Source organism: Gilliamella sp. B3023, from assembly GCF_026536845.1.
Lineage (GTDB): Bacteria > Pseudomonadota > Gammaproteobacteria > Enterobacterales > Orbaceae > Gilliamella > Gilliamella apicola_E.
In genome coordinates this window covers 161,261-185,791 of record NZ_JAFNNH010000001.1, presented here as the reverse complement: position 1 = coordinate 185,791, position 24,531 = coordinate 161,261, and the positions used below count along the sequence as shown (strand labels likewise).

25 protein-coding genes and 3 tRNA genes are annotated in these 24,531 nt (G+C 34.9%); 18 read left to right on the top strand and 10 right to left on the bottom strand.

What is annotated here, in order from left to right; translation table 11 throughout:
- Window positions 1-393 precede the first annotated feature (393 nt).
- The 4 genes from J3U16_RS00945 to J3U16_RS00930 all read right to left on the bottom strand — a co-directional run bounded on the left by J3U16_RS00945 (window position 394) and on the right by J3U16_RS00930 (window position 2,933).
- Window positions 394-792 carry a (deoxy)nucleoside triphosphate pyrophosphohydrolase gene (locus tag J3U16_RS00945; RefSeq protein ID WP_220225439.1) on the bottom strand — a complete coding sequence of 133 codons (399 nt, stop codon included), beginning with the start codon at window positions 790-792 and terminating at the stop codon, window positions 394-396.
- Window positions 785-1,636 carry an HNH endonuclease gene (locus J3U16_RS00940; protein ID WP_267330814.1) on the bottom strand — a complete coding sequence of 284 codons (852 nt, stop codon included), beginning with the start codon at window positions 1,634-1,636 and terminating at the stop codon, window positions 785-787. Before J3U16_RS00940 ends, J3U16_RS00945 begins: the two co-directional genes overlap by 8 nt.
- A 17-nt stretch (window positions 1,637-1,653) precedes the next feature.
- A complete protein-coding gene (locus J3U16_RS00935) occupies window positions 1,654-1,887 on the bottom strand; it encodes a hypothetical protein (RefSeq protein WP_267330813.1) in 234 nt (77 codons plus the stop codon).
- 317 nt (window positions 1,888-2,204) lie between these two features.
- Complete coding sequence (locus J3U16_RS00930) at window positions 2,205-2,933, bottom strand: hypothetical protein (RefSeq protein ID WP_267330812.1); 729 nt, start codon at window positions 2,931-2,933, stop codon at window positions 2,205-2,207.
- Between the two features lie 491 nt (window positions 2,934-3,424).
- On the opposite strand from J3U16_RS00930, the gene J3U16_RS00925 reads away from it, so the two are divergent.
- From J3U16_RS00925 to J3U16_RS00915, 3 genes are read left to right on the top strand one after another with little or no spacing between them, the layout of a single operon-like run.
- Window positions 3,425-5,329: a beta-glucoside-specific PTS transporter subunit IIABC gene (locus J3U16_RS00925; RefSeq protein WP_267330811.1), complete on the top strand. Its 1,905-nt coding sequence runs from the start codon at window positions 3,425-3,427 to the stop codon at window positions 5,327-5,329.
- Window positions 5,319-6,740, top strand: coding sequence for a glycoside hydrolase family 1 protein (locus J3U16_RS00920; RefSeq protein WP_267330810.1), 1,422 nt, complete (start codon window positions 5,319-5,321; stop codon window positions 6,738-6,740). The genes J3U16_RS00925 and J3U16_RS00920 overlap by 11 nt, the downstream gene beginning before the upstream one ends.
- 5 nt (window positions 6,741-6,745) lie before the next feature.
- Complete coding sequence (locus J3U16_RS00915) at window positions 6,746-7,585, top strand: PRD domain-containing protein (RefSeq protein ID WP_267330809.1); 840 nt, start codon at window positions 6,746-6,748, stop codon at window positions 7,583-7,585.
- Between the two features lie 402 nt (window positions 7,586-7,987).
- Here the strand turns inward: J3U16_RS00915 and J3U16_RS00910 are convergent.
- Window positions 7,988-8,063: transfer RNA gene (locus J3U16_RS00910), tRNA-Phe, on the bottom strand.
- Window positions 8,064-8,222: 159 nt separating this feature from the next.
- Between J3U16_RS00910 and J3U16_RS00905 the strand changes: the two genes are divergently transcribed.
- The 3 genes from J3U16_RS00905 (at window position 8,223) to groL (ending at window position 10,792) form a co-directional block, all read left to right on the top strand.
- Window positions 8,223-8,657 carry an FxsA family protein gene (locus J3U16_RS00905; RefSeq protein ID WP_065562752.1) on the top strand — a complete coding sequence of 145 codons (435 nt, stop codon included), beginning with the start codon at window positions 8,223-8,225 and terminating at the stop codon, window positions 8,655-8,657.
- 148 nt (window positions 8,658-8,805) lie between these two features.
- The gene (locus J3U16_RS00900; RefSeq protein WP_034915350.1) at window positions 8,806-9,099 is read left to right on the top strand and encodes a co-chaperone GroES; all 294 of its coding nucleotides are present in this window, start codon (window positions 8,806-8,808) and stop codon (window positions 9,097-9,099) included.
- A 46-nt stretch (window positions 9,100-9,145) separates the two neighbouring features.
- Window positions 9,146-10,792, top strand: coding sequence for a chaperonin GroEL (groL, locus tag J3U16_RS00895; protein ID WP_065562751.1), 1,647 nt, complete (start codon window positions 9,146-9,148; stop codon window positions 10,790-10,792).
- A gap of 85 nt (window positions 10,793-10,877) precedes the next feature.
- On the opposite strand, the gene J3U16_RS00890 is transcribed toward groL, so the two are convergent.
- The 3 genes from J3U16_RS00890 to J3U16_RS00880 are packed head-to-tail and all read right to left on the bottom strand — an operon-like array spanning window position 10,878 to window position 13,252.
- Window positions 10,878-11,450, bottom strand: a complete 573-nt coding sequence (locus J3U16_RS00890) for a manganese efflux pump MntP family protein (RefSeq protein WP_065562750.1) — start codon at window positions 11,448-11,450, stop codon at window positions 10,878-10,880.
- Between the two features lie 46 nt (window positions 11,451-11,496).
- Window positions 11,497-12,105: a hypothetical protein gene (locus J3U16_RS00885; RefSeq protein ID WP_220225435.1), complete on the bottom strand. Its 609-nt coding sequence runs from the start codon at window positions 12,103-12,105 to the stop codon at window positions 11,497-11,499.
- Between the two features lie 13 nt (window positions 12,106-12,118).
- On the bottom strand, window positions 12,119-13,252 hold the full coding sequence (locus tag J3U16_RS00880; protein WP_065733729.1) for a bifunctional tRNA (adenosine(37)-C2)-methyltransferase TrmG/ribosomal RNA large subunit methyltransferase RlmN: 1,134 nt from the start codon (window positions 13,250-13,252) through the stop codon (window positions 12,119-12,121).
- Window positions 13,253-13,397: 145 nt separating this feature from the next.
- On the opposite strand from J3U16_RS00880, the gene J3U16_RS00875 reads away from it, so the two are divergent.
- Window positions 13,398-14,144, top strand: a complete 747-nt coding sequence (locus J3U16_RS00875; protein WP_081299501.1) for a M15 family metallopeptidase — start codon at window positions 13,398-13,400, stop codon at window positions 14,142-14,144.
- Here the strand turns inward: J3U16_RS00875 and J3U16_RS00870 are convergent.
- The gene (locus tag J3U16_RS00870; RefSeq protein WP_065562747.1) at window positions 14,141-15,442 is read right to left on the bottom strand and encodes an ATP-binding protein; all 1,302 of its coding nucleotides are present in this window, start codon (window positions 15,440-15,442) and stop codon (window positions 14,141-14,143) included. The two genes, J3U16_RS00875 and J3U16_RS00870, sit on opposite strands and share 4 nt — an antisense overlap.
- A 12-nt stretch (window positions 15,443-15,454) precedes the next feature.
- Window positions 15,455-16,135 (bottom strand): response regulator transcription factor, encoded by a 681-nt coding sequence (locus J3U16_RS00865; RefSeq protein ID WP_065562775.1) that lies wholly within the window; start codon window positions 16,133-16,135, stop codon window positions 15,455-15,457.
- Between the two features lie 375 nt (window positions 16,136-16,510).
- Between J3U16_RS00865 and J3U16_RS00860 the strand changes: the two genes are divergently transcribed.
- The 11 genes from J3U16_RS00860 (at window position 16,511) to J3U16_RS00810 (ending at window position 24,487) form a co-directional block, all read left to right on the top strand.
- Window positions 16,511-17,800: a serine dehydratase subunit alpha family protein gene (locus J3U16_RS00860; RefSeq protein ID WP_267342355.1), complete on the top strand. Its 1,290-nt coding sequence runs from the start codon at window positions 16,511-16,513 to the stop codon at window positions 17,798-17,800.
- Between the two features lie 124 nt (window positions 17,801-17,924).
- Window positions 17,925-18,000: transfer RNA gene (locus J3U16_RS00855), tRNA-His, on the top strand.
- A 25-nt stretch (window positions 18,001-18,025) separates the two neighbouring features.
- Window positions 18,026-18,102, top strand: a tRNA-Pro gene (locus tag J3U16_RS00850).
- A 319-nt stretch (window positions 18,103-18,421) separates the two neighbouring features.
- Window positions 18,422-19,144, top strand: coding sequence for a GntR family transcriptional regulator (locus J3U16_RS00845; protein WP_267342354.1), 723 nt, complete (start codon window positions 18,422-18,424; stop codon window positions 19,142-19,144).
- Complete coding sequence (locus J3U16_RS00840; protein ID WP_065562745.1) at window positions 19,141-19,824, top strand: GntR family transcriptional regulator; 684 nt, start codon at window positions 19,141-19,143, stop codon at window positions 19,822-19,824. The genes J3U16_RS00845 and J3U16_RS00840 overlap by 4 nt, the downstream gene beginning before the upstream one ends.
- A gap of 11 nt (window positions 19,825-19,835) precedes the next feature.
- Window positions 19,836-20,303, top strand: a complete 468-nt coding sequence (locus J3U16_RS00835; protein WP_065562744.1) for a PTS sugar transporter subunit IIB — start codon at window positions 19,836-19,838, stop codon at window positions 20,301-20,303.
- A 14-nt stretch (window positions 20,304-20,317) separates the two neighbouring features.
- Window positions 20,318-21,148, top strand: a complete 831-nt coding sequence (locus tag J3U16_RS00830; protein ID WP_220225430.1) for a PTS mannose/fructose/sorbose/N-acetylgalactosamine transporter subunit IIC — start codon at window positions 20,318-20,320, stop codon at window positions 21,146-21,148.
- Entirely contained in the window at window positions 21,129-21,953 is an 825-nt protein-coding gene (locus J3U16_RS00825; protein ID WP_065562742.1) for a PTS system mannose/fructose/sorbose family transporter subunit IID, read from the top strand. The genes J3U16_RS00830 and J3U16_RS00825 overlap by 20 nt, the downstream gene beginning before the upstream one ends.
- 10 nt (window positions 21,954-21,963) lie before the next feature.
- The gene (locus J3U16_RS00820; protein ID WP_267330805.1) at window positions 21,964-23,049 is read left to right on the top strand and encodes an SIS domain-containing protein; all 1,086 of its coding nucleotides are present in this window, start codon (window positions 21,964-21,966) and stop codon (window positions 23,047-23,049) included.
- On the top strand, window positions 23,046-24,044 hold the full coding sequence (locus J3U16_RS00815; RefSeq protein WP_065562740.1) for an SIS domain-containing protein: 999 nt from the start codon (window positions 23,046-23,048) through the stop codon (window positions 24,042-24,044). Before J3U16_RS00820 ends, J3U16_RS00815 begins: the two co-directional genes overlap by 4 nt.
- Before the next feature lie 11 nt (window positions 24,045-24,055).
- Window positions 24,056-24,487, top strand: a complete 432-nt coding sequence (locus J3U16_RS00810) for a PTS sugar transporter subunit IIA (RefSeq protein WP_065733663.1) — start codon at window positions 24,056-24,058, stop codon at window positions 24,485-24,487.
- The last annotated feature ends 44 nt before the right edge of the window (window positions 24,488-24,531 follow it).

Sequence of the window (24,531 nt, the reverse complement as noted above, 5' to 3'; positions counted from 1 at the left end):
GATTAAGCTGATCCCATGCCTATATAATTTTTGAAAAAGAGGTAAATTTTTCACTCGACACCTCACGCTACGCTACTAATGTATTGGATTAGTAATGATAAAAATATGAAATAATTAGACCAAATTATGGTGAGATGCGAAAACGATTATTTTGCATTTAGTTATAACAAAAATAGATATATAGGTGTTGGGGTAGATTTTTATAGCGTTAGCACTCAAATCATAAATTAAATAGATTTAACTATTTCTGAACAAAAAATTTGGGGATCACAAGATAAAACATATTTATAAACTAATACTCAATATTCCTAAAGAAATTAAATAATAGTTTTGATAACATCTGTAACATAAGGAACCTTTAATTAGTATAAAAAAAGATTCTAGTGTTAACATTTATTGAAAAGTCACGGTATCCAAATATGAAACAATAGGCAAATCTGCCTCAGCCCACGCAAGGCCTCCCAACTCATCATTTTTCAACCAACGAATCTCATGATGTTCTAAACATTGTGGTTGTTCATTTATAAGTCCACAAACAAAAGCGTCAATTTTTACTGAGCCAAAATCATAGTTATGAACAGTCGTTAATAAATGCTTTTTGACCGTTATTCTACAACCCAGTTCCTCTTTAATTTCACGTATCAGTGCATCTTCCAATTTTTCATCAGGTTCAACCTTACCGCCAGGAAATTCCCATTTATAGGCTAGATATTTTGTGTTACCACGTTGAGCACAAAGGTATTTCCCTTCACTAATAATCACGGCTGCAACAACATGAATTAATTCAGTCATTTTTTGCGGCCTCTTTTGCTCTCAACTTTGCTATCGCTTTTAATTTAGAAATATCGTTATTATCTTTAACAAAATGCATTTTACGATGACAATTTGGACATAATGCAACCGTATTTTCTATAGAATCCTCCCCGCCCTCAGACAACCAAAGAATATGATGACATTCTAAATAAGGAATATTTTCTCTGGTGAAAAAAGGAGCTGGATTTTCACATAGATCGCATTTTCCCTCAGCTTTGCGTTTTATAAACTCCGCTAACTCAGTACTTCTTATATATTGAGGCGTAACAATGTCTCGTTTACCTGGTTTTTTATTTTGCTTTATTATTTTATTGAGTAATTTATCTATTTTGTACTTATGGACTTGTTCTTCTTGCGCTTTTTTATAATCAGTAAAAACACTATTGGGCAACTTATTATCAATAAGTTTTAATGGAAAAACCCAAACTTTACGTAATAATTGATTAGCATCGTATTGCTGCGTTTGATAGGGAGAAGCTGCTTTAATTAATCGTCCTGAATATGTATATTCTTTGTCCTTAAACACTTCAAAGTAATGTACACTAATACCATTAAACTCAATCTCATTAAGTGTTTTATTTTGCATAAATTCCAAACTTTGATCACCTCTTTGCCCCATTCCAGTATAATGTAGTACATCATCATCCCAAACATCAGAATAAACTGACTCTACATGATTTGTAATTAGAACTAGAGTATGAGTGGTATTAGATTTTCGCATTCCACCTTGTGGACTACATTTAAAAATATCACATAATTGTTGGTTATTTAAAACTGCACCAGGTGTTAATTGTTTAATTTTATTGTCAACTGGATTCATCATATGCATTTCCTAAACGCTTATCTCAATCGCCCCAAAGGCATATTAGAATTGTGATACTTACACTGTGGTCTTAAACGTTTTAATAAATTAAGCAATGGTTGCTCAATCTCAGTCTTATAATTAAATGAACGCGTATGATCATGTTTATGTTTTGATAATACATACAAAAAAGGTTTATGTAGTGCTGGTTGTTTGCCTTTTTTCCAAATGATGATATCGATGATTTTATGTTGTAATTGTTTGATACCCATTATTTTCATTAACCTAATGTAAAAATTGGGACATTATTACAAATATAGGAATATTTTTGTGATCTAGCTCACAAAAAGTTGAAACACACTGAAAAAAATAATTTTATTATAGAGAAAATGAGAGTATTTACTTCCAAATTGTATTTGATAAAAAGCCAGCAATCGCTGGCTTTATTTTTTGGATACTAAATTATATTACAAATTTTTTTAATTCCATATTATTCTTACAGAACGTTTATATAACGTGTCGAAAAATTATTATTTCTTGAAACAAAATATTTATAAATTTTTCAATTCCTGCGTTCCTCTGTTATTGCTTATTCCTCAATCTCTATTACAGGATATTCTAAACCATTGTAATACATATAAAATGTTTTATTAGGTAAGACAATTTCTTGTGCAATACATTCGCCATAATCATCTACCACAGCTATTTGATTTACATTTTTTTCAAAAACAATTAGGTCGAAATAACCATTAGTCATACTACTTCCCAAAGTTATATTACGATCATAGATATGAATGTTATGTGCGCACCTTTGATCATTCTCACCTGAAAGTTCAAACATGGGGAGATTATTAACAACGGGTTTTAATTTATCATTTTGTTTAACGTAGAGATTAATATATTCTCCGCTATAAGGAGAGGAAGTTGATCTGATTCTATATTGAATACGTACACCAAAAGCCAAAGTTTCAGGATTAAGTTGATAATTATCTTTATCAATTTCAAAACCAATTAATTCTTTGGCATCACTTTCAAGCGCATCAGGTTGCCAACTATCAGCAATGACTTGACCTGATTGATTATCAATTAATAAAACATCAAGGTCATATGTGTCAACTATACCGCCTTTTTGTAGTAAGGGTAAAACAACAATAGATTTGCTTTCATCTGCTGGCCAAACATCGCAAATTGCCATTTTGCTATCACGAGAATGGTGTCGCTCATTGAGCAATATATCAATCCATTTTTCACAATCTGCGTGACTAACAACGGGCAAGCATAATAGTGTTAATAATAACGAATTTTTTAAACCAACCATTTGATTATACCTTTCAAGCCTTTTCTGTTGGAATTGCGATGAGGATTATAATTTATATTTTATTAATATGGTTATTTTTTATTCTAATGTGAAGGTTATATTAAATCTCAGGTTAGTAAACATGTTTATATATCGATATTAATAATGATTTTTAACAGTTTTTAATTTGGTAGAGTTTCAGACATAAAAAAACAGCTTTCGCTGGTGTTTTTGTAGAATTATAAGCATGTGGTTTTAGTTGTGATCAATTTATGAATAGATCTACATTTGTTAGATAGTTTGCTTGTTAATAATTTATTTTATAACTAGAAAATAAGATATAGATCACATTTTTCGTATCTTAGTTTGAAAAAAAAGTAAATTATGTATACCATTAATTTAATTATGGCATGTTACTGATTTATTCAGGCAGGACCAAAACAAAAACTTATTAAGATAAGTAAGTTTTTGTTTTGGTCCTTTTTTTTAGTCTTTTAAAAGTGAGTATAGATATGGATTATCAACATTTGGGTAAAAAAATTTTAGAATTTGTTGGAGGAAAGGAAAACCTGATTTCTTTGACTCATTGTGCAACTCGCTTACGATTTGATTTGTTAGATAAAAGCATTGTGAATAAAGATGCAATTACTAAATTAACGGGCGTGATTAGTGTAGTTGATAGTGGTGGTCAGTTCCAAGTTGTAATCGGGAATGAAGTACAACAAGTTTATCAATCTATAAACCAGAATCTGTCTAACGAAAATCAATGTACTCAAAAAGCGAAGCAAAGAGAGGGCATACTTTCTTATATTATCAGTATTATTTCTACTTCCTTTACGCCAGTAATTCCAGCTTTGACTGGGGCTGGTATGATTAAAGCTCTATTAGCTATTGGTAAGCTGATAGGAATATTATCCCCAGATAGTCATACCTATTACTTGTTGGATATGCTAGCTGATGCAGCATTTTTCTTTATGCCTATTTTATTAGCATATGGCGCTGCAAGTAAATTTAGCTGCAATCCAATATTAGCTATGACGATTGCTGGAGCATTGCTTCATCCAAACCTAGGAAGGTTAATGGCATTAAATCAAGATATTACTTTCATAGGTATTCCTGTTAAATTAGCTGATTATGCTGGTTCAGTATTACCGATCATTATTACTGTATGGGCTATGTCCTACATTGAAAGATTGGCTGAAAAAATCACGCCATCAATGATAAAATTTTTTATCAAACCGATGATTATTCTATTACTAACAGGACCATTGGCATTAGTTGTTATCGGTCCATTTGGTGTTTTATTGAATGATTTAGTTGCGCAAGGAGCAGGATATATTAATGGTAAAGCCAGTTGGCTAATTCCAATGTTGATGGGCGGTTTACAACCATTTTTAATTATTACCGGTACGGCGTGGGCAATGACACCAATTGCAACTGGACAACTCAGTCGTAATGGCTCCGAAATGATTAATGGCCCTGGAATGTTAGCATCAAATATAGCGCAAGGAGCAGCAACATTATGTGTGGCAATCAAAACACAAAATAAAAATTTAAAACAACTTGGGTATTCTGCTGGTTTTACAGCATTACTAGGTATTACTGAACCATCATTGTATGGAGTAACATTAAAGCTAAAACGCCCACTTATTGCTTCAATGATAGGTGGTGGAATTGCTGGAGTTTATGCAGGATTATCAGGTTTATTACGGTATGCTTTCGTATCCCCTGGATTAGCAGGATTACCTGCGTTTATTGGTGAAAATCCAATGAATATTGTCCATGCTTTGATCACTTGTTGTATTGCGGTGGTAGTGACATTTATATTGACATGGTTTATGGGATTTGATGACCCAATCAATGAAGATGATGCAATAAAGACTACCAATATGGAAACAGATTTATCCTCGCAAAATAGCCCTTATATTTCTGATTTTAGTGGCGTTACCTTAAATAGTCCTTTAGCAGGAAAAGTGATTCCATTATCAGAGGTAAATGATGATATTTTTTCAAAAAATTTGATTGGTAATGGTGTTGCCATTGAACCGAGTGAAGGTAAAGTTGTTGCTCCAATCAACGGTCAAGTGATGAGTTTGCTTGAATCAAAACATGCGATCGGCATAAAAAGCGATGAAGGTATTGAAATTTTGATCCATGTAGGATTGGACACTGTTAAGTTAGGCGGTCAATTTTTTACTAATAAAGTTGTGCAAGGTCAAAGAATTAATATCGGAGATGAGTTAATTGAATTTGATCTAGCTGCCATTGAAAAAGCAGGTTATATGACAACTACACCGATAATTATCTTACATTCAGATAATTATATTATCGAAAATCTTAAAAAAGACATGGTAACAATAAGCGAAGATCTGTTGATCGTGAAAAAGTTAAACCAAGGGAATGATCATGATTTATAAAACATTAAAACCTTTTCCACAAAGCTTTTTATGGGGTGGCTCAACCTCAGCTTATCAATTTGAAGGTGCATGGAATGAAGCTGGCAAATCGCCATCAATTGTTGATATGTATTGTCATCCTCAGAACGTATCGGACTTTAAAGTCGCAAGTGATCATTACCATCATTATAAAGAAGATGTCCGGCTTTTTGCTGAGTTAGGTTTAAAGGCCTATCGTTTTTCAATTGCATGGACTCGTATTATCCCCGACGGGATTGGTGAAGTTAATCCAGAAGGATTAGCTTTTTATCACAATTTAATTGACGAACTAATTAGTTATGGTATTGAGCCGATAGTTACGCTGTATCACTTTGACTTGCCATATCAATTAGAGAAACAAGGAGGTTGGAGTGAACGATCAACTATCGAGGCTTTTGTCCAATATACTGAAGTTTTATTTAGAAATTTTGGTAAAAAAGTTAACTACTGGTTAACGATTAATGAACAAAATACCATGATCCTACATCCGGGAGCAATTGGAGTTCCTAAAGATGGCAAATTACCAAGTAAAAAAACGCTTTTTCAACAAAGCCACCATATGTTTATTGCACAAGCTAGAGCAATGCAATTATGTCATACTCTCAGTCCAAATGCCAAAATTGGTCCAGCATTAAATATTACCTCAATGTATGCAGAAACTTGCCGACCTGAAGATGCAATTGCTGCACACAATTGGGAAACTATTCGTTGTTGGAGCTTTCTCGATATTGCTGTATTAGGGCGCTATAATACGTTATTTTTAAGTTATTTAAAGGATCGAGAGATCTGCCCAACTATTTTAGATGAAGATCTGATAGTATTAAAAAATGCCCGACCTGATTTTATTGCTATGAATTATTATTCAACAGCAACAATTGCAGCTAGTAAAGGCGACGCCTCTGATATATCTGCAAGAGCCGGTGATCAACAGATTATGCTTGGAGAATCAGGAGTATATCGATCGGCAGACAATCCTTTTGTTGATAAAACCGCATATGGGTGGGTAATTGATCCCATTGGGTTACGTTTAACTTTAAGAAAAGTCTACGAACGCTATTATTTACCAATTCTTATTACCGAAAATGGCATTGGTGCTCCAGATGAACTAAATATAGATAATACCGTTAATGATGATTACCGTATTGACTTTATCAGCCAACATGTTACTCAAATGCAATTAGCTATAACTGATGGAGTGGAGTTAATAGGTTATTGCCCATGGTCGGTGATAGATGTGGTTAGTACTCACCAAGGTTATGGTAAACGTTATGGCTTTATCTATGTTAATCGTGATGAATTTAATCTGAAAGATATGAAGCGTATTAAGAAAAAAAGTTATTATTGGTATCAAAAGTTAATTAATGTTAATGGTCAATTAGACCAATTGACGTAAAGCTCATGACAACATTTAGAGTAAATAAAATCTTAAATAATAGCCTCGTATTATCGAAAAGCAGTGATAATAACGAGGTAATATTGATGGGAAAGGGAATTGGTTTTAATGCTAAAGTCGGTGATCTTATCGAGTTAGCGCAGATTGAAAAATGTTTCGTTTTACATCAAATAACGGGAATACAAGGCTACCTTAGCTTAATTGAATCATTACCGGATGATTATATCGAGTTAACAAGATTTTTGTTAGATTATGCTAGTAAAACACTAAAAACAACATTTAGAGAAACGCTCTTCTTTACCTTATTGGATCATCTTAATTATGCTATTGAACGGTATTATTCAGGTGTGGTTATTCAAAATCGGCTATTATATGAAGTGAAAAGCTTTTATCCGAATGAATTTAAAGTTGCAGAGCATGGAATAGCCTATATCAACCAGCAGCTTAATATCGCTTTACCTGAAGAGGAAGTGGGTAATATAGCATTTCATCTAGTTAATGGACAATCACATCAGCAAACCATGCAGCATACTTTATTATCCGTTAAAATCCTGAAAGATATTTTTAATATTATTCAATTCAATTTTGCAATTGAAATAGACAAACAATCATTACACTATTCTCGTTTTTTAACTCATATGCAATTTTTTATTCAGCGTATTTTTGAGCATCAGCAGCTAAGTTCTGATAACGAATTTGTTTTTCGGCAGGTAATTAAGCAATATCCAGATGAGTTTAAATGTGCGCAGGTTATCAAAAAATATTTGATTAATCAGATTAATATCACGATCTCAAATGAAGAAATTCTTTATTTGATGCTACATATTATACGGATTGTGCGCTAAAAGTATTTATACTAATTCAGCTTAAATAAATCATATAGACCAATAATTCAAATATCATTATATACTTGATAAATATGGGACAAAGTCTATATTTTTCGAAACCAATATGTTGAACTCTATTTATGTCGCTATTAAAAATGATTTTGGAGTGAGCATACTGGCTGACTATTTAATTGATGATTCTTTACATATTATCAAAAAAATCTTTTCCAGCGGACAGCTATTCACTTCGACATTAATGACAATTTCTGAGGATACTTTCTAATATTAAACCAAAATTACTTGCTTTTATAAGTACTATTTAGCATAAACTCAGTGGAACTTTATTGATAGATAGAATAAAAAACACAAAATTTTCAGACACAAAAAAACCAGCTTTCGCTGGTGTTCCTTTTTCGTAATTGGTGCCCGGACGCGGAATCGAACCACGGACACGGGGATTTTCAATCCCCTGCTCTACCGACTGAGCTATCCGGGCAACAATGGAGGTGTATTAAACACGATTCCCGATTATCAGTCAATCCCTTTTGTAAGATATTTTGAAAAATATATGTCGTTTGGTTGAAATTTAACTAGTTATTACTATATTAGTAACTTATTATGACATAATATCACTCTATACTTAGAGGAATTTTATATGCGAGTCTTTGGATTTATTGTTTTTTTTATTTATGCTTATTTGGAACTCAGCTTCTTTATAAAAGTTGCTGATTCAATAGGTGTTTTTCTTGCTTTAATTGGCATTATTGCCACTTCGATTATTGGGTTTTCTTTAATTAAAAAGCAGGGTTTAAATAACCTAAGTATTATGCAACAAAAAATCGCTAATAATCAAAGCCCTAAAGATGAAATTATTAAGAGTGTGTCCTTACTCTTTGCGGGTTTTTTATTGCTAATTCCTGGTTTTTTAACCGATATGCTTGGCGGGATTTTGTTAATTCCACGCGTTCAAGATTATATTGTTCGCTTTATTGTTAAAAAATTTCCTTTCAAAGTTCGATCATTTTCTTCTAGCAACAATGCGCAACTTAATGATGTAATTGAGGGTGAATTTGAGCGTAAAGATGACTAATAATTAATCAATTAAAAAATTTTTTAATGTTATTCTCTTGAAGAATTTAAAACAACCCCCATTTAATGTTCACTATATTATATAGATCATAATTTTATGATTTATTGTTAATAATTATTTAATTTATATTAGTGCTAGGAGATAACTAATGAAAATTCGTCCATTGCATGATCGTGTGATCATTAAACGCAAAGAAGTAGAGTCAAAATCAGCTGGCGGTATTGTTTTAACAGGCTCAGCTGCGGGTAAATCAACACGTGGTGAAGTTTTAGCTGTTGGTAATGGTCGCATTTTAGAAAATGGTCAAGTTCAACCACTAGATGTAAAAGTTGGTGATATCGTTATTTTCAATGAAGGATATGGCGTTAAAACAGAAAAAATTGATAACGAAGAAGTGCTTATCTTATCTGAAAGCGATATTTTAGCCATTGTTCAAGCGTAATTGGCAAATAATTTAATTTATAGACAGAATTTAGGAGAAATACAAAATGGCAGCTAAAGATGTAAAATTTGGTAATGACGCTCGCGTTAAAATGCTTAAAGGCGTCAATGTATTAGCTGATGCAGTTAAAGTAACTTTAGGTCCAAAAGGACGTAACGTAGTATTAGATAAATCATTCGGTGCACCAACTATTACTAAAGATGGTGTGTCAGTTGCTCGTGAAATCGAATTAGAAGATAAATTCGAAAACATGGGTGCACAAATGGTTAAAGAAGTGGCTTCAAAAGCAAACGATGCCGCTGGTGACGGTACAACTACCGCAACAGTACTTGCTCAAGCTATTGTTAATGAAGGTTTAAAAGCGGTTGCTGCGGGTATGAATCCAATGGATTTAAAACGTGGTATCGATAAAGCAGTTGTTGCAGCAGTTGAAGAGCTTAAAAAATTATCTTCACCATGTGCTGATTCTAAAGCGATTGCTCAAGTAGGTACAATCTCTGCTAACTCAGATGAAACTGTTGGTACTTTAATTGCTCAAGCAATGGAAAAAGTGGGTAAAGAAGGTGTTATCACTGTTGAAGATGGTACTGGTTTACAAGACGAGCTTGATGTTGTTGAAGGTATGCAATTTGATCGTGGTTATTTATCACCATATTTCATCAATAAACCAGAAACAGCTACTGTTGAATTAGATAGCCCATATATTTTATTAGCTGATAAAAAAATCTCTAACATCCGTGAATTATTACCAGTATTAGAAGCAGTTGCTAAAGCAGGTAAATCACTACTAATCATTGCTGAAGATGTTGAAGGCGAAGCATTAGCAACTTTAGTTGTGAATACTATGCGTGGTATTGTTAAAGTTGCCGCAGTTAAGGCACCTGGCTTTGGTGATCGTCGTAAAGCTATGTTACAAGACATCGCTATTTTAACAGCCGGTACTGTAATTTCAGAAGAAATCGGTTTAGAGCTTGAAAAAGCTACTTTAGAAGACCTAGGTCAAGCTAAACGTGTTGTTATCAATAAAGACAATACCACTATCATTGATGGTGTTGGTGAAGAGTCTTTAATCAGTGCTCGTGTTGAACAAATTCGTAAACAAATCGAAGAATCAACTTCTGATTACGATAAAGAAAAACTTCAAGAACGTGTAGCTAAATTAGCTGGTGGTGTTGCAGTAATTAAAGTTGGTGCAGCAACTGAAGTTGAAATGAAAGAGAAAAAAGCACGTGTTGAAGATGCATTACATGCTACTCGCGCAGCTGTTGAAGAAGGTGTGGTTGCCGGTGGTGGTGTTGCGTTAGTTCGTGCTGCATCTGCAATTTTAGACCTTAAAGGTGCAAACGAAGATCAAAACGTTGGTATTAAAGTTGCCCTTCGTGCAATGGAAGCGCCATTACGTCAAATCGTGACTAACTGTGGTGAAGAAGCATCTGTTGTTGTTAACGCAGTTAAAGGTGGTAAAGGTAACTATGGTTACAATGCTTCAACTGAAGAGTACGGCGATATGATCGCAATGGGTATCTTAGATCCAACTAAAGTAACTCGTAGCGCATTACAATATGCTGCATCTGTTGCTGGTCTTATGATCACAACTGAATGTATGGTTACTGATCTACCTAAAGATGATAAAGCTGATTTAGGTGCTGCTGCAGGTATGGGCGGCATGGGTGGAATGGGCGGAATGATGTAATTCTGCTGTTTCTCCTAATAAAAACCACTCCGTTATGTGAGTGGTTTTTTTATACCTAGCGATTGATTATATAAAATATTCAAAATTAACTTGTTAAGTGCTGGTAAAGTGTTATTGAACCAATGATGATAAGCACTATACCGCCAATAAATGATGCTTTTTTCCCAATTAAACAACCAATTTTTTTACCTAGCAATAACCCAAGGGTAACCATAATACAAGTCGCTAACCCGATCATTGTTGATGCGAAGTAGATATTGACACTAGCAAGGGCTAATCCAACACCAATTGCAAAAGCATCAATACTAGTTGAAATAGCCGTAAGGACTAATATTAGAAATGATTTTGAGGAGAGGGGTTTTTGGTCGTCATTTTCATCGTTTTCTTCTTTAAAACTATGATAAATCATATTAAGACCTAACAGAAGCATGACGGCAAAAATGATCCAATGATCCCAGTTTTCAATATATTGAAGTGCAATATAGCCAATAAACCAGCCTAGTATAGGGGTAATAGCTTCGATAAAGCCAAATAAAACGCCTACTTTTAATGCACCGAAAAAGGGTGTTGATTTAAGCGAAACGCCACGACAAACCGCTACCGCAAATGCATCAGTCGACATGGCTAATGCTAATAATAAAATAGCCCAAAAACTCATGATATTTACTCTTGCTTCTAATGATTTTTATTTTAATTTTTATAATTTATTTTTTTGATATTAAAAATAGATAATTAGCTATCTTTTTATCGCCTTTGTTTTTATAAAATTCTGCTGTTTTTATTACATTATTTCGGCGGTTTGAATCATATTCAAAAAGTTGTTTGAACATAAGGTCTGCCGTTTTTGTATCTCCATTTTGAATCGCACAATAACCATATTGCTCGTAGGTATCGGCTTTCCAACGGTGTCGATCAAATTCTAGGCTTTTGCTAAATTGTTCTTTGGCTTCTTGATAACGATTCCTGCCACATAAAAAGGAGCCATAATGGACATGAAATAAGCCATTACCAGGTTGCATTAATGTAATACGTTTGTAGATCATTTCTGCTTCATTATATTCACCAACATGCTGATCAAACATTGCCATTGCCAGCATCACTTGTGGATTATTGGGTGAATACTGAGCGGCTAATTTTAGATTATAATGTGCAGCTTTAACATTATCCTCGGATTCATTGGCTTTAGCTAAGTAGCCTAACCCCAATCGCATTCTAGCGAGTGCCGCTGCTTCAGGATCAAATTCTTCACGAGCATTTGTTTGACAGCCAGCTAGTATTAACATACTAATTAATGCAATTAATACGCCTTTCATCCACAACTCCTTTTTATTGTTGAATAAGGTTTTGTTTCTTATACAGTGTGCGTTTAGTACGATCAACCACTTCTCCAGCAAGTTGCCCGCAAGCCGCATCAATATCATCACCGCGTGTTTTACGAACAATAACCGTAAATCCATAACCCATTAATGTTTTCATAAAGCGATCAATTCGGGTATTTGAACAACGAGAATAAGGTGCTCCAGGGAATGGATTCCATGGAATTAAATTGATCTTACTAGGCACATTTTTTAAGAATTTTGCCAGTTCATGCGCATGTTCAACACTATCATTGATTTGATTGAGTAAAACATATTCAATTGTCACCTTACCGTGATTAGCATTTGATGTTGATAGATAACGTAAAATTGAATCACGTAGCATTGCCATATTATATTTTTGGTTGATTGGCATTATTTCACTTCGGATTTCATCATTTGGTGCATGAAGTGAAATAGCTAAAGCAACATCAATCATTCCTGCCAATTTATCTAATGCCGGTACTACGCCAGAGGTTGAAAGTGTGACACGTCTTTTTGATAAACCATAACCAAAATCATCTAACATGATTTCCATTGCTGGTGCAACGTTAGATAAATTAAGTAAAGGTTCACCCATACCCATCATAACAACATTCGTGATAGGCCGATCGGCTAATTTACCTGTAACACCAATCGCATTTGATGCTCGCCAAACCTGGCCAATAATTTCAGAAACGGTTAAATTGCGATTAAAACCTTGCTGAGCAGTTGAACAGAATTTACATTCAAGCGCACATCCCACTTGTGATGATACGCACAAAGTTGCTCGATCACGTTCAGGGATATAAACCGATTCAATCATCTGATTATTACCCACATCTAACGCCCATTTAATGGTACCATCCGATGATCGTTGTTCAAGAGCAATTTTAGGTGCTTTAATTTCAGCTAATTTTTTTAGTTGTTCACGGAGCTTTTTGTTGATGTCGGTCATCAGATCAAAATCATCTATCCCAAAATGATAGATCCATTTCATCACTTGATCAGCTCTAAATGGTTTTTCCCCTAAGGAAATAAAAAACTCTCTTAACTGTTGTCTAGTGAAGTTAAGCAAGTTAATTTTTTCGTTGGTTGGGTTTGTGGTGTTTTGATTGGTTGTCATATCTGAACAATCGCCAGACGATTTTTGTGTAGCTGGTGTTAACATATTGCCTCGTTTTTACACATTATGGCTATTTCAATTTTTAGGGAAAGGATTATACTGTTTTTCACCTTGTCTGGCTAATATAATATTAATTACAATTTGAATGATGAAAAAAATAATAAAAACAATTGCCAATTTTACTCAAACTTTAACTCTACTTTTATGTTCAACATTTGCTATGGCACAATCAATTCCATTAAATAAACTTACTGGCCAATTTGATGAGAAAAAAGACAGCGATTTTATTGCTCTGGATTCAACAATATTACCAGTAAATAAAAAAGGCATGTATCTTCAAAAAGAGCCCACTCAGCAGCTAATTAAAGCTTATAACGATTTTAAAAAATCTTATCCAGATATTCCGTTTATAGTTGTGAGTGCAACACGTAATTACACGTATCAAAATGGCATTTGGCAACGTAAATGGGACGCCTTATTGCCTAAGTTAAAAGTGCCACAAAAAATTGCTGAAGAAATTTTAAAATTATCTTCAATGCCTGGCACATCAAGACATCATTGGGGAACAGATATTGATATTACCAGCGTGTCATCTGAATATTTTAAAAATGATAAAAAGGGTATTATTTTGTATCAATGGCTTCGTGAAAACTTACCAAAATATGGTTTTTGCCAGCCATTTAATGAAGGAAGAAAGGGTGGATATTTACCAGAAGAGTGGCACTGGTCTTATAAACCAATTGCAAAGCAATATATAGCTGAATATAAGGCGATACTTGAAACTAATCCACAAACAATTATGAAAAATTTGAATTTTACTGGTTATGATAAAATTACACTTGAAAGTCTTGTGAAAGAGTATGTTTTAACTGTTAATTCAGAATGTTATTAATGCTTTCGCCAATAAGGTAGTTTTATTGTTACCACTAAACCACCGCCATCTCGATTATTAGCTTGAATAGTACCGTTATGCATAATAACGGTCTTTCTTGCAATCGCCAAGCCTAGCCCATAGCCTTTACCTAATTGTGCTGATTGAATACGGACAAAAGGTTCAAAAATGCTTGATAATTTACTTGAATCTACACCAGGACCGCGATCTTTAACCTCTATTTGTAAATATTTTCCTGCTTCTTTTAACGATACTTCAACAGTCTGACCGGCTTTAGAGAAGCGGATAGCATTACGAATAATATTTTCAATCGCTCGTCGTATTTGTTCTGAATTACCTTTAACAATAGAATGTGAAATCGATGATATGCTAAATACTACTTCAATAGATTGATGATTTGCTTCATAGTTAGCATCATTAACAACAACACCAATTAACTCTTTTAAGTCAAAATATTCATCGGTTCGATTATTCATTTCTGCGCGTGAATAATTCAAAATTTCACCTATTAATTGATCTAGGCGTTCCGACTCTAACTCAATCCTAGCTAATGAAGTATCTATGTTTTGTTTATTTTGCTGTGCAAGGCCGATGGCAAGCTGCAAACGGGCCAGTGGCGTTCTAAGTTCGTGTGAAACATCATGGAGTAGTGCTTGGCGATCAGAAATTAAAATATTGAGCTGTTCAACCATCATGTCAAAATCTTTACCTAATTCGCTAAGCTCATCACGACGAGGTTTTAATTTTTTGAATAGGCGGACAGAAAGATCGCCTTGAGAAACTCTAAAAAACCCTTGCCTTAATAACTTCATTGGTCTGGTTAAGTTCCATGCTAAAAAAAGGCTGAATACTAACCCAACACATATCCCCATTAGTACAATGGGAGTTGGCATATTGAATAAAGTTTTCCTATTATTGCTATGATCTGTTTTATCGTCTTTAAATGATACCGAGTAAAGTGTTCCGTCTGGCGCAACCGCCATCCTTTGATATAAATAACTGGTTGATTCTAATTCATCTGTGATGATATTGACTTGATCATTTTGAGGAGAGACCAATTTTATCGACAATAAAACTCGCTCACGTTCGGGGAGATGTGCGATAAAATTGAGAGTCTCATCTTCACCAGCAACATGTAGTAATTGTGCAATCATATCCACTTTAGTTGGCATATGATTTAAGAATCGTTGATTTTTATTCTCTATATAATAAGAGAAAGCAATCCAAGTTAATTGGAAAGTAAGATAAAAGATTATCCAAAAGATAATCAGAATTTTCCAAAATAATCGACGATTCATGTCAAACCTACATTAACGAATACGGTAACCAACGGCTCTTATCGTTTCAATGGTTACATCATTTTGTGCGACTTGATGTAATTTTTGGCGAATATTACTGATATGGACATCTACACTACGGTCATAAAGCTCTCGTGCACGACCAAGCCCAATTTCAGATAATTCTTCTTTAGTTACCACTCGCTCACTATGTTTCACAAGTAAAACTAATAAGTTAAATTCGGTAGACGTTAAATCAATAGGTTGACCATTCCAAGTGCATAATCGCTGAGGAATATCTAAGGTTAAACCATTAAAGTGATATTTTTTATCATCGACTAATTCAACCGAACGTTCATCAAAACGACGTAAAACCGCTCGTAATCTAGCTAATAATTCACGTGGATAACATGGTTTTGGAATGTAATCATCAGCACCTAATTCTAACCCTAACACGCGATCAATATTATCACCTTTAGCGGTTAGCATAATTACTGGCATATTACATTGTTGACGAATGCTTTTAAGGACATCAATTCCATTAATATCAGGTAACATTACATCTAAAATTGCTACACGGTATTTACCTGAAAGCGCTTCATCAATACCATCTTTACCCAAATAAACACTTTTAATATTAAAACCTTCATTGGTTAAATATTCGCTAAGCATTTGTGATAATTCTACATCATCATCAATTAATAAAATATTTATCATACGTCGCCATTATTATTTAATTTTAGATAGTTACATTATTGCAATAATAAAAAAAAAGTCAGGTGGATTTACTAAAATATTACATATTTTGAACTATTCCTGATTAATTTATTTACTATGCAACTAAGTATAGAAATTTAGATTTACTCTATTTTCATAGTATATATTTCAATCAAAAAACGATTGAATAAGGAACTGTTAGTAGTGATGTAATTTATTAATAAAAGCTATGTTTCATTAATATTTTTTAACTAACTTGTTATGTAATATGTGAGCAGTACATTCAGTTTTCAAGTTAAATAGAATAAAATAGTCACATTATTTATAAATTGAACGTTTCACTATTTATTGTTAGCTATATGGAGATAATAAATGAAACTAACTTGGCAACAATTAATTAAATTGGTGAAACACGAAGTTTTACCGGCTCTTGGTTGTACAGAGCCTATCTCGCTTGCTTTGGCTGCTGCAGTTGCAGCTAAATATATTGATAAAAATAATATTAATCGTATTGAGGCTTTTGTTTCGCCAAATTTAATGAAAAACGGCATGGGCGTTACTGTTCCAGGTACCGGTATGGTTGGATTACCTATTGCCGCAGCAATTGGGGCAATAGGTGGCGATGCTCAAGCTGGCCTTGAAGTATTAAAAAATATTAAACCAAAACAAATTAATCAGGCTAAAACGTTAATTAGTGAACATAAAGTTAATGTACAAATTGCTGATAATAATACTGCTATTTATTCTGAAGCCAATATTTATACGAATACCGATCATGTTAGGGTATGCATCGAAAACTCACATACTAACGTAATTTTGATCGAAAAAAATGGTGAAACTATTTTCAAAGCAGATAAAAGAACGCAAGGTGAATCTAAACAAGAGTCGATAATAAACCATATGTCAGTCAAACAGATATATGAGTTTGCAACGCAAGCTAATTTTGATGATATCGAATTTATTTTACATTCGGCAGAATTAAACAATGCTTTATCACAAGAAGGATTAAGACGAGAATATGGTTTAAGTATTGCTGCAACATTGTATGAACAAACAAAAACAGGATTGTTAGCAGATGACTTGCTGTCCAAAGTGATGATTCGCACCGCAGCAGCATCCGATGCACGAATGGGTGGTGCGACTTTACCTGCAATGAGTAACTCCGGATCGGGTAATCAGGGGATAACAGCAACGATGCCGGTAGTTGTTGTCGCCGATTATTTAAATGCGACGCCAGAGCAATTAGCTAGAGCATTAATTTTATCTCATACTATTGCGATCTATATACATAGCAAATTCCCACCTTTATCAGCACTTTGCGCTGCATCCACGGCGGCAATGGGAGCTGCTGCTGGTATGGCATGGTTGCTTGGAAAAGAGCAATATGAGCCAGTAGATATGGCAATATGCAATATGGTTGGTGATTTGTCTGGAATAATATGTGATGGTGCATCAAATAGTTGTGCAATGAAAGTGTCAACATCGGTTTCATCTGGATTTAAAGCTGTATTGATGGCTTTAAATCGGATTCGAGTAACCGGTAATGAAGGTATTGTTTGTGATAGTGTTGAAACGACCATTAATAATCTAGGGGCGATTGCAAGTAATAGTATGAAAGCATTGGATACTCAGATAATTGATATTATGTCACATAAAGTCTAATGTTATCCCTGATGGTAAAAGAATAGACTTTAAGCGCTTTTAATATAACCAATTAGCATTATTTTTAAAAAATATACTGGACAATATTATTTTTTATGCGTAATATTTCGTCCTACTTCATATGGTGGCTATAGCTCAGTTGGTAGAGCCCTGGATTGTGATTCCAGTTGTCGTGGGTTCGAATCCCATTAGCCACCCCATTTATGCAAAGTATGAAACATCTAACGGCGAGTAGCGCAGCTTGGTAGCGCAACTGGTTTGGGACCAGTGGGTCGGAGGTTCGAATCCTCTCTCGCCGACCAATTTAATATAAAAAAGCCTGCTCAATGAGTAGGCTTTTTTATTATCCGCTTTATCGCTTGTATTCTCAGCAATAGCATATAAACAGTTGCTTTATAGTGTTTATTTAACGCATTATCTGCTGCTATTTTACCCCACTGTCAACCCTAATTAATATTCATTTAATTGATTTTATTGTATTTCTCATAAAATTTGTGATCTCCCTTACACTTTTGGTACTTAAAATTGACAACATGTATTTTTTTATCTATTTTTTGAACTATATTATGTGATTTAAGATATATCTGTGAATTAAAAAAGCCCAGTAATGGAGAGTGATCTTTGGAATACCGAGATATTGCGTCTAAAACCGATGTAGAAGAACAAATAAGAGCAAATCCTAAAATTATTACGGAAAAATCGACTGAGCGAGGACTTGCGGAATTTTTTAAGGTAAGCCGAACAACTGTCAGGAAAGCCTTGCATGATTTAGCTATGGAAAGTTATATGTTTCAAACAGATAACTACAGCTCGGAACACAATGTTTTTGAAATCAATATGCTAAAAATGTCTTCGTTTAGTGAAGAGATCCAAAAAGAAGAAAATGTTCAAATTGAAATAAAAGTATTGTCCAATCAAATTATAAAGATGCCTGCACAATTGCGTACCTTTTTCGGATCTAACCAGCAACTAATTAGAATTATCAGACAACGTCTCTTGGGGAAAATACCGCTTTCTTATGAAATCAATTATCTCCCTTCAGAAAAATTTACCGATTTAGAAAAACAGGACTTAAATAACATTTCGCTCTATGAATACCTTAAAGAGCATTATCATTTTACACCAAGCCATGGACGGGAAGAGATAACCTACGAAGCGGCGACCGAAGATAAAGCAGAGTATTTAGCTATTGCCGAAGGAACACCTATCTATAAAGTATCAAGTTATAGTTACGATAATAATTTCCAACCATTTGAATATACTGAACAATATTTGATTGGTAACCGATTTCGATATCACTTATCGGCCAAAAATATCTTCAATTATGAGGAAAAACATAAATGAAGCTATTTGAAAAAATTGCCGCTCAATTACTCGAGCAGATAAATACCGGACGATATGGCGTTGGTGCTGAGTTACCACCCGAAGGGCAATTGCAAAAAGATTATAATGTAAGTCGAACAACTGTCCGTAAAGCAATAGATCGATTAGTTGATCAAAATATGGTGGTTAGGAAAAAAGGAGTTGGTTTGTTTGTTGCGCCAACGCTCTCGACCCAAAATATTTTAGAGATGACAGGTATCATAAAACCATACATCTACCCCAATCACAAAAAAGTAATCAAAGAAGCTTACTTAAGACAAGCAGGTGCATATTACAGTCAATTACTAAAAATAAAACCGGCTGAACTGATCTATTACATTAGCTTCCTTGAAGTGGCAAAAAACAGTATTACGAAAGAGATTTTTGTCCTGCCATTAAATAACTTTCCCGATTTTCAAATTTCAATTATCAAAGTGTTATCTGCGCTCGAAATCATCAATTCAGGCAAGAAAAAAGTCGATAAATTAGAACAAGATTTGCAACTGATTGTGGCCAACTCCGAGCTCGCTAAACAACTTCGAATCCAGATTAACGACCCATTATTTAAAATTTCTAATCACTATTTTGATACTAATAGCGAACCGATTGCTCTCGAGTATAAGTTTGCTAGTAATACCAAATATGTGGTCGATTTCACTTAGGAGGTACACCAATGATTAAATTGTTACGCGTTGATCATCGCTTATTGCATGGTCAAGTTGTTGTTTCATGGTTCGAAAGTATGGATGCAAACACGATTTTAGTTGCTAATGATGTTGTAGCCAACGACGAACTACGTAAATCTGCGATTCGTTTGGCTAAGCCAGAGCATGCAAAATTAGTGATGAAATCAATTGATGACAGTATTGAGGCGATAAACTCAGGCGCAACTGATAAATATCAAATGCTGATAGTCGTTGAATCAGTAGCAGATGCTGAAAAATTAATCCGTGGCACGCAAGGCAAAATAACCAGCCTTAATTTAGGTGGTACTAAACCACGTGAAGGCACAAAAAACTACTCTAAAACCATCAATTTAACCGATCTTGAAGCAGATTTACTGACCAAATTGCAACAAGACGGTATTGATATCTACATTCAGCAAATTCCAAGTGAATCAAAGCAGAAATTTGAGAAATAGTTGAGAGGTACAAAATGAGTATCGAATTAACCGCATTACTGTTAGCTTTGATTGCGATGTTAGCAAATGGTGAATACTTTTTAGGTTCATCAATGTTATCCAGACCGTTAGTGACTTGTACCTTAGCGGGTTTAGTCATGGGTGATATCACACAAGGCATTATAATTGGGGCAACGTTAGAATTAGCGTTTGTCGGATCGTTTTCAATCGGTGCATCCATTCCACCGGAAATAATTTCCGGCAGTGTTTTAGGTACCGCTTTTGCCATTGGCGCAGGGAAAAGCACCGAAATCGCCTTAGCACTGGGCATTCCAATTGCATCACTGGTTTTATTAGTCAAAAATTTATGTTTTCTTTTTATTCTTCCTTACTTTGTTCACAAAGCCGATAAATACGCCAGCGAAGGTAACGGCAAAGGTATGGATCGAATGAACATACTCGGTGGTTTCTTTTCAATCAATCTGCCAATTGGTTTAGTGGTTGGATTCTCCTACTTATTCGGTAGTTCAGCGGTCAATGGCTTATTAGAAATGATTCCTCGCTTTATTATCGATGGTTTAGGTATTGCCACCGGCTTATTACCGGCGTTCGGGTTTGCTATGTTAATGAAAATTATGATTAAAAAAACCAATGTCACCTTTTTTGTTCTTGGCTTTGCTTTAGCCGTTTATATGAAAGTGCCTGTTACTGGCGTGGCCATTTTTGGTGCCTGCCTAGCACTTATTTTGACCGGTTACTCCTCATTTAATGGAAAAAAAGGCGTAACAGAGCAAGACAGTCAGAAGCTAACAACTGGCAACGTTTTAGGTGCACAGGAGATCGATTATGAAAACGAAGAATTCTAAATTAATAACCAATAAAGAATTAACCCGAACTTTTTGGCGCTCTTTCACCGCTGAATGGTCATGGAATTATGAACGGCAAATGAACTTAGGCTATGCCTATGCCATGCGCCCGGCTTTAGATAAAATTTATAGTGATAATCAAGTTGACCTTACCGATGCCTATCAACGCCACTTAGAATTTTATAATGTTACCCCTTGGCTAATTACTTTCCCTTTAGGCATCTGTATTGCTATGGAAGAACAAAATGCCACCGATAGTGAATTTGATAAAAGTTCGATTAATGATGTCAAAATTGCGTTAATGGGGCCGTTGAGTGGTTTAGGTGACTCTTTCTTCTGGGGGACATTACGTGTTATTGCCACCGGTATTGGCACCTCTTTAGCGCTGGAAGGCAATATTTTAGGTCCATTGTTATTCCTGCTTATCTTTAATGTGCCGGCGATTTTAGCACGATATTTTGGCTTATTAATTGGCTATAACATTGGCGCGTCCTTTATTGAAAAAGTGCAAAAAACGGGCTTAATGGATAAATTGTCCTATGGTGCTTCAGTACTCGGGCTCTGTGTGGTCGGGGCAATGGTTGCCACCATGGTGACACTCAATATGCCATTGAAAATAGGTACCGGTGATGATTCGGCATCCTTACAAGATATTTTTGACGGCATTGTGCCACAGATCCTACCGTTACTCTTTACGCTATTTATGTTTGTATTGGTGAGAAAAGGCGTTAAAGCACATTGGATTCTTCTACTCATTGCCGCCATTGGTATTTTCGGTGCCTGGACTGGGTTATTAGGAAGTTGAGGAATTAACAATGAAAAGTATTGCTGATTATGTCGCATTAGAGCCGAAATATTATCAAGCTGTTTTAGATAATTATCAGACGTTATTTGCCGATCATATCGATTTAAGTCAAATAAAACAGCTTAATGCCATTGTCATTTTTGCCACCGGCTCCAGTGCTAATGCTGCTTATGGTGCAAGACCAATAATGAGCGAACTGTTGAAGATTCCTGTCTATATTGAAGATCCTTCAATGGCGGCCAATTACCTGCACTATAACGATCCAAATACACTCTATTTTGCCATTTCACAAGGTGGAGAGAGTTATTCAACCATTCATTTAGTTGAGGAATTTATTCACCATAACAAGACGATATATAGCCTGACCAGCAATCCACAAAGTCCTTTGTATCAAGTTAGCAATCACGTTTTATCTATGGGGATGCCGATTGAAGAAATGCCTTATGTCAGTGCCGGTTATAGTATCACTATTTTAGATTTGATCTTAATTAGCCTCATTATTGGGCAAAAAACCGAAACCATTAATCAAGCCAAATTTGATGACTATATGAATCAGATTAAAACGATTACCCAATTATTACCACAAGTCATTGAGCGTTCACAAGCTTGGGTTAATCGCCTTGAAGATCAATATACTCTAGCTCAACGGGTAATATTGATCGGTTACGGTGCTACCTACGGGGTTGCAAGGGAAGGAGAAACTAAATTTACCGAAACCGTACGCAACACTGCGTTGGGTAAAGAGCTCGAAGAGTATATGCATGGCCCTTATCTGGGTTTGCATAGCGATGATCAAATCATTTTTATTGAACCGCAAGGAAGACTGGCGCAAAGAGCCGATTCCTTAAAACAATTCTTAAATCAGTATGTGAAAAATGTTGTAACAATTTATGCACATCAACAAGGCAACCTAACACAAAATGACTTATGTCTAGGTATCAGTTGTGATGAGCGATTAACTTCGCTGTTTATGACAATTCCTATTCACTTACTTAGCTATCAAGTATCACAGTTAAAAGGTCACAATCTGGAAAAATCAACATATCCGGAATTTGATGAAATTACTAAATCTAAAATTAAGAGGATTAGAGCATGAGAAAATACGATGAAAAAAAAGAACTCGACAGCATGAATGGCGCATTAGCACTTCGTCCACAAATCAATGAATTTATAGATAAAATTCACTCCCGTGGTTACAGTAATGTGTGCTGGTTAGGTATTGGCGGAACTTACGCTTCATCGATGCAAGCAGTTGTTCATATGAAAGAAAAATCAGCCATTGAAACCTTTATTCAACATGCAGCGGAATATCTGGTGACCGGCAATAAGCGTATAACCAAAGACACCTTAATTATCATCTCATCTGTTACAGGCTCAACCCAAGAGGTCGTTGAGGCTATTAATAAAATTCAACAAGATGTGGGTGCAACAGTTTTAGCCTTTTTAGATAAAGCCGATTCACCATTAGGTAAAATGGCGCACCATGTCATTTCTTACCCAATGAATGAGCAATTAAAATTCTTTATGGCTGCTGATCGCTTAATGTATTTAGCAGGCGAATATCCTGACTATGATGAATTTTATCAACAAATGGATCAACATTTTGCTAAAAACATCGTCGAAGTGGCGAAAAAAGCTGATGCATTCGGGCAAGAAGTCGCATTGAAACATCATAACGATGCTATGCACTATTTTGTCGGCGCTGGCAACCAATGGGGTGCAACTTATTCTCATGCGATGTGCTACTGGGAAGAGCAACACTGGCTACGTTCAAAATCGATCGAGTCTGCTGAATTTTTCCATGGCACATTAGAAGTGATTGACCGTGATACAGCTGTAACTGTTTATGTTGGTGAAGATAGTCAACGTCCATTAAGTGAAAGAGTGGCAAAATTCTTACCACAAATTTGTGGTAACTACACCATTATTGATACCAAAGACTATCCATTACCGGGTATATCAGAAAAATATCGTGGTCATTTATCACCGTTTGTGTTTAGAACGATAAATAACCGAATTGATGCTTACGTTGAACACTTAAATCGGCACCCAATGACTATTCGTCGCTACTATCGTTGCTTGGATTATTAAGGAGAGCAACAATGGTTGCGGTATTAATCAGTACTCATGGACCTACTGCTCAAAGTCTGATCGTAAGTGCCGAGATGATTTGTGGTAAACAAACCTTATGTGAAGCAGTGCCCTTTTTAATGGGGCAATCGTTAGATGAGTTTCAACAGCAGATTGAAAATCATTTAGCAAGCTTTGCTCAACAAGGTGAGGCAATATTGTGTTTGGTGGATTTAAAAGGCGGAACGCCTTTTAACACACTAACCAGATTAATGGCCAATTATCCAAATCTAGAAATTGTTACTGGGGTGAATATACCCATGTTATTGGCAACATTTATGCTAAGAACACAAATGGCGCTAGATGATTTACTATCAGAACTAATGCAAACAGCTCAACAAAGTATTGAGCACTATAATATGGTGTCAATGACGTCATCAATAATAGAAGATGAAGAGTTTTAAGCTGGTCAGATAAATAATCAATTAATTTAACTTTAATAAGGCAA

Bases quoted from the DNA above. Each gene is read 5' to 3' on its own strand.
- J3U16_RS00905 (WP_065562752.1), top strand. From the start codon at position 8,223: ATGCGAGTCTTTGGATTTATTGTTTTTTTTATTTATGCTTATTTGGAA.
- J3U16_RS00875 (WP_081299501.1), top strand. From the start codon at position 13,398: ATGATGAAAAAAATAATAAAAACAATTGCCAATTTTACTCAAACTTTA.
- J3U16_RS00825 (WP_065562742.1), top strand. From the start codon at position 21,129: ATGAAAACGAAGAATTCTAAATTAATAACCAATAAAGAATTAACCCGA.
- J3U16_RS00935 (WP_267330813.1), bottom strand. From the start codon at position 1,887: ATGGGTATCAAACAATTACAACATAAAATCATCGATATCATCATTTGG.
- J3U16_RS00940 (WP_267330814.1), bottom strand. From the start codon at position 1,636: ATGATGAATCCAGTTGACAATAAAATTAAACAATTAACACCTGGTGCA.
- J3U16_RS00815 (WP_065562740.1), top strand. From the start codon at position 23,046: ATGAGAAAATACGATGAAAAAAAAGAACTCGACAGCATGAATGGCGCA.
- J3U16_RS00870 (WP_065562747.1), bottom strand. From the start codon at position 15,442: ATGAATCGTCGATTATTTTGGAAAATTCTGATTATCTTTTGGATAATC.
- J3U16_RS00915 (WP_267330809.1), top strand. From the start codon at position 6,746: ATGACAACATTTAGAGTAAATAAAATCTTAAATAATAGCCTCGTATTA.
- J3U16_RS00900 (WP_034915350.1), top strand. From the start codon at position 8,806: ATGAAAATTCGTCCATTGCATGATCGTGTGATCATTAAACGCAAAGAA.
- J3U16_RS00840 (WP_065562745.1), top strand. From the start codon at position 19,141: ATGAAGCTATTTGAAAAAATTGCCGCTCAATTACTCGAGCAGATAAAT.
- J3U16_RS00930 (WP_267330812.1), bottom strand. From the start codon at position 2,933: ATGGTTGGTTTAAAAAATTCGTTATTATTAACACTATTATGCTTGCCC.
- J3U16_RS00860 (WP_267342355.1), top strand. From the start codon at position 16,511: ATGAAACTAACTTGGCAACAATTAATTAAATTGGTGAAACACGAAGTT.
- J3U16_RS00885 (WP_220225435.1), bottom strand. From the start codon at position 12,105: ATGAAAGGCGTATTAATTGCATTAATTAGTATGTTAATACTAGCTGGC.
- J3U16_RS00925 (WP_267330811.1), top strand. From the start codon at position 3,425: ATGGATTATCAACATTTGGGTAAAAAAATTTTAGAATTTGTTGGAGGA.
- J3U16_RS00830 (WP_220225430.1), top strand. From the start codon at position 20,318: ATGAGTATCGAATTAACCGCATTACTGTTAGCTTTGATTGCGATGTTA.
- groL (WP_065562751.1), top strand. From the start codon at position 9,146: ATGGCAGCTAAAGATGTAAAATTTGGTAATGACGCTCGCGTTAAAATG.
- J3U16_RS00890 (WP_065562750.1), bottom strand. From the start codon at position 11,450: ATGAGTTTTTGGGCTATTTTATTATTAGCATTAGCCATGTCGACTGAT.
- J3U16_RS00835 (WP_065562744.1), top strand. From the start codon at position 19,836: ATGATTAAATTGTTACGCGTTGATCATCGCTTATTGCATGGTCAAGTT.
- J3U16_RS00810 (WP_065733663.1), top strand. From the start codon at position 24,056: ATGGTTGCGGTATTAATCAGTACTCATGGACCTACTGCTCAAAGTCTG.
- J3U16_RS00945 (WP_220225439.1), bottom strand. From the start codon at position 792: ATGACTGAATTAATTCATGTTGTTGCAGCCGTGATTATTAGTGAAGGG.
- J3U16_RS00820 (WP_267330805.1), top strand. From the start codon at position 21,964: ATGAAAAGTATTGCTGATTATGTCGCATTAGAGCCGAAATATTATCAA.
- J3U16_RS00880 (WP_065733729.1), bottom strand. From the start codon at position 13,252: ATGACAACCAATCAAAACACCACAAACCCAACCAACGAAAAAATTAAC.
- J3U16_RS00920 (WP_267330810.1), top strand. From the start codon at position 5,319: ATGATTTATAAAACATTAAAACCTTTTCCACAAAGCTTTTTATGGGGT.